Consider the following 832-nt stretch of genomic DNA (forward strand, 5'->3'; position numbering starts at 1 on the left):
GTCGGGGTCAGGGTGCGCCCGGCGATCCGTGCGGACAACTCCCGGGCCGCTTCGGCGCGCGCGTGCTGCAGGCGTTCGCGACCGTGCATGGTTTCCGCTGCGCGGCGCTCGGCCAGGTCGGCGCGGCGACGCTGCTGCTCCAGCAGCGAATCGAGTTCCTCGGCGGCAAGCTCGAAGATCGCCAGGTCCTCGTTGTATTCCGAGACCACGCGTTCGACGATGCCACCCGCGTGCTCGAGCATCTCCCGCTCCTGCGGCGAAGTGCCCTCGTTGCCCTCGCAGGTGATGGCCAGGCCGTCGAGCAGGCGTCGGGCCGGATGGTCCCCGCGCATGAAGAGGCTGTCGTCGGCCAGCGCCACCTTGACGTAGGACATCACCAGGCGCGCGAACAGGCGGCGCGCCTGCTGGACCATGGCATTGCCGCGAAGCATGGACTCGAACAGCAGCCCGGTCAGGTCGATCGCGTCCTCGTGCTGCGGATCCAGGCAGGTGCGATCCGGGTCGAGGCCCAGGCGGCGCGCGCCCTCGAGCATCTCCTCGCGGATCGCTTCATGCAGGTGTCCCTTGCCCGCCAGGGCTGCCTCGAACGTACGCACGCCTTCGCCCTGCAGCAGCGAAGCGACGCTGCGCACTTCCTGGGGACGCAGTTCGCGGCGTTCGCCCAGCCTGCGGTCGGGTGCATGTTCGCCGGAGACGCGGCCACCGGACGTGCCGGCGAGCATGCCCTCGCGCCAGGCGTGGAGCATGTCGCGCAACTGCTGGTGCTGGACGCGCGCCGCGGGCGCGGCGCGGAACATGTCTGCATTGGCCGGCGTGGCCGTGGCCGGCGCCG

At 71.3% G+C, this 832-nt stretch carries 1 protein-coding gene; it reads right to left on the reverse strand.

What is annotated here, in order from left to right; translation table 11 throughout:
* Positions 1 to 797: DUF1631 family protein (locus tag QAA18_RS12665; protein ID WP_279413445.1), on the reverse strand; the 797-nt coding region annotated here is incomplete at its 3' end.
* Between the last annotated feature and the right edge of the window lie 35 nt (positions 798 to 832).

Origin of the sequence: Luteimonas sp. 8-5, from assembly GCF_029763755.1 — a bacterium.
Classification (GTDB): domain Bacteria; phylum Pseudomonadota; class Gammaproteobacteria; order Xanthomonadales; family Xanthomonadaceae; genus Cognatiluteimonas.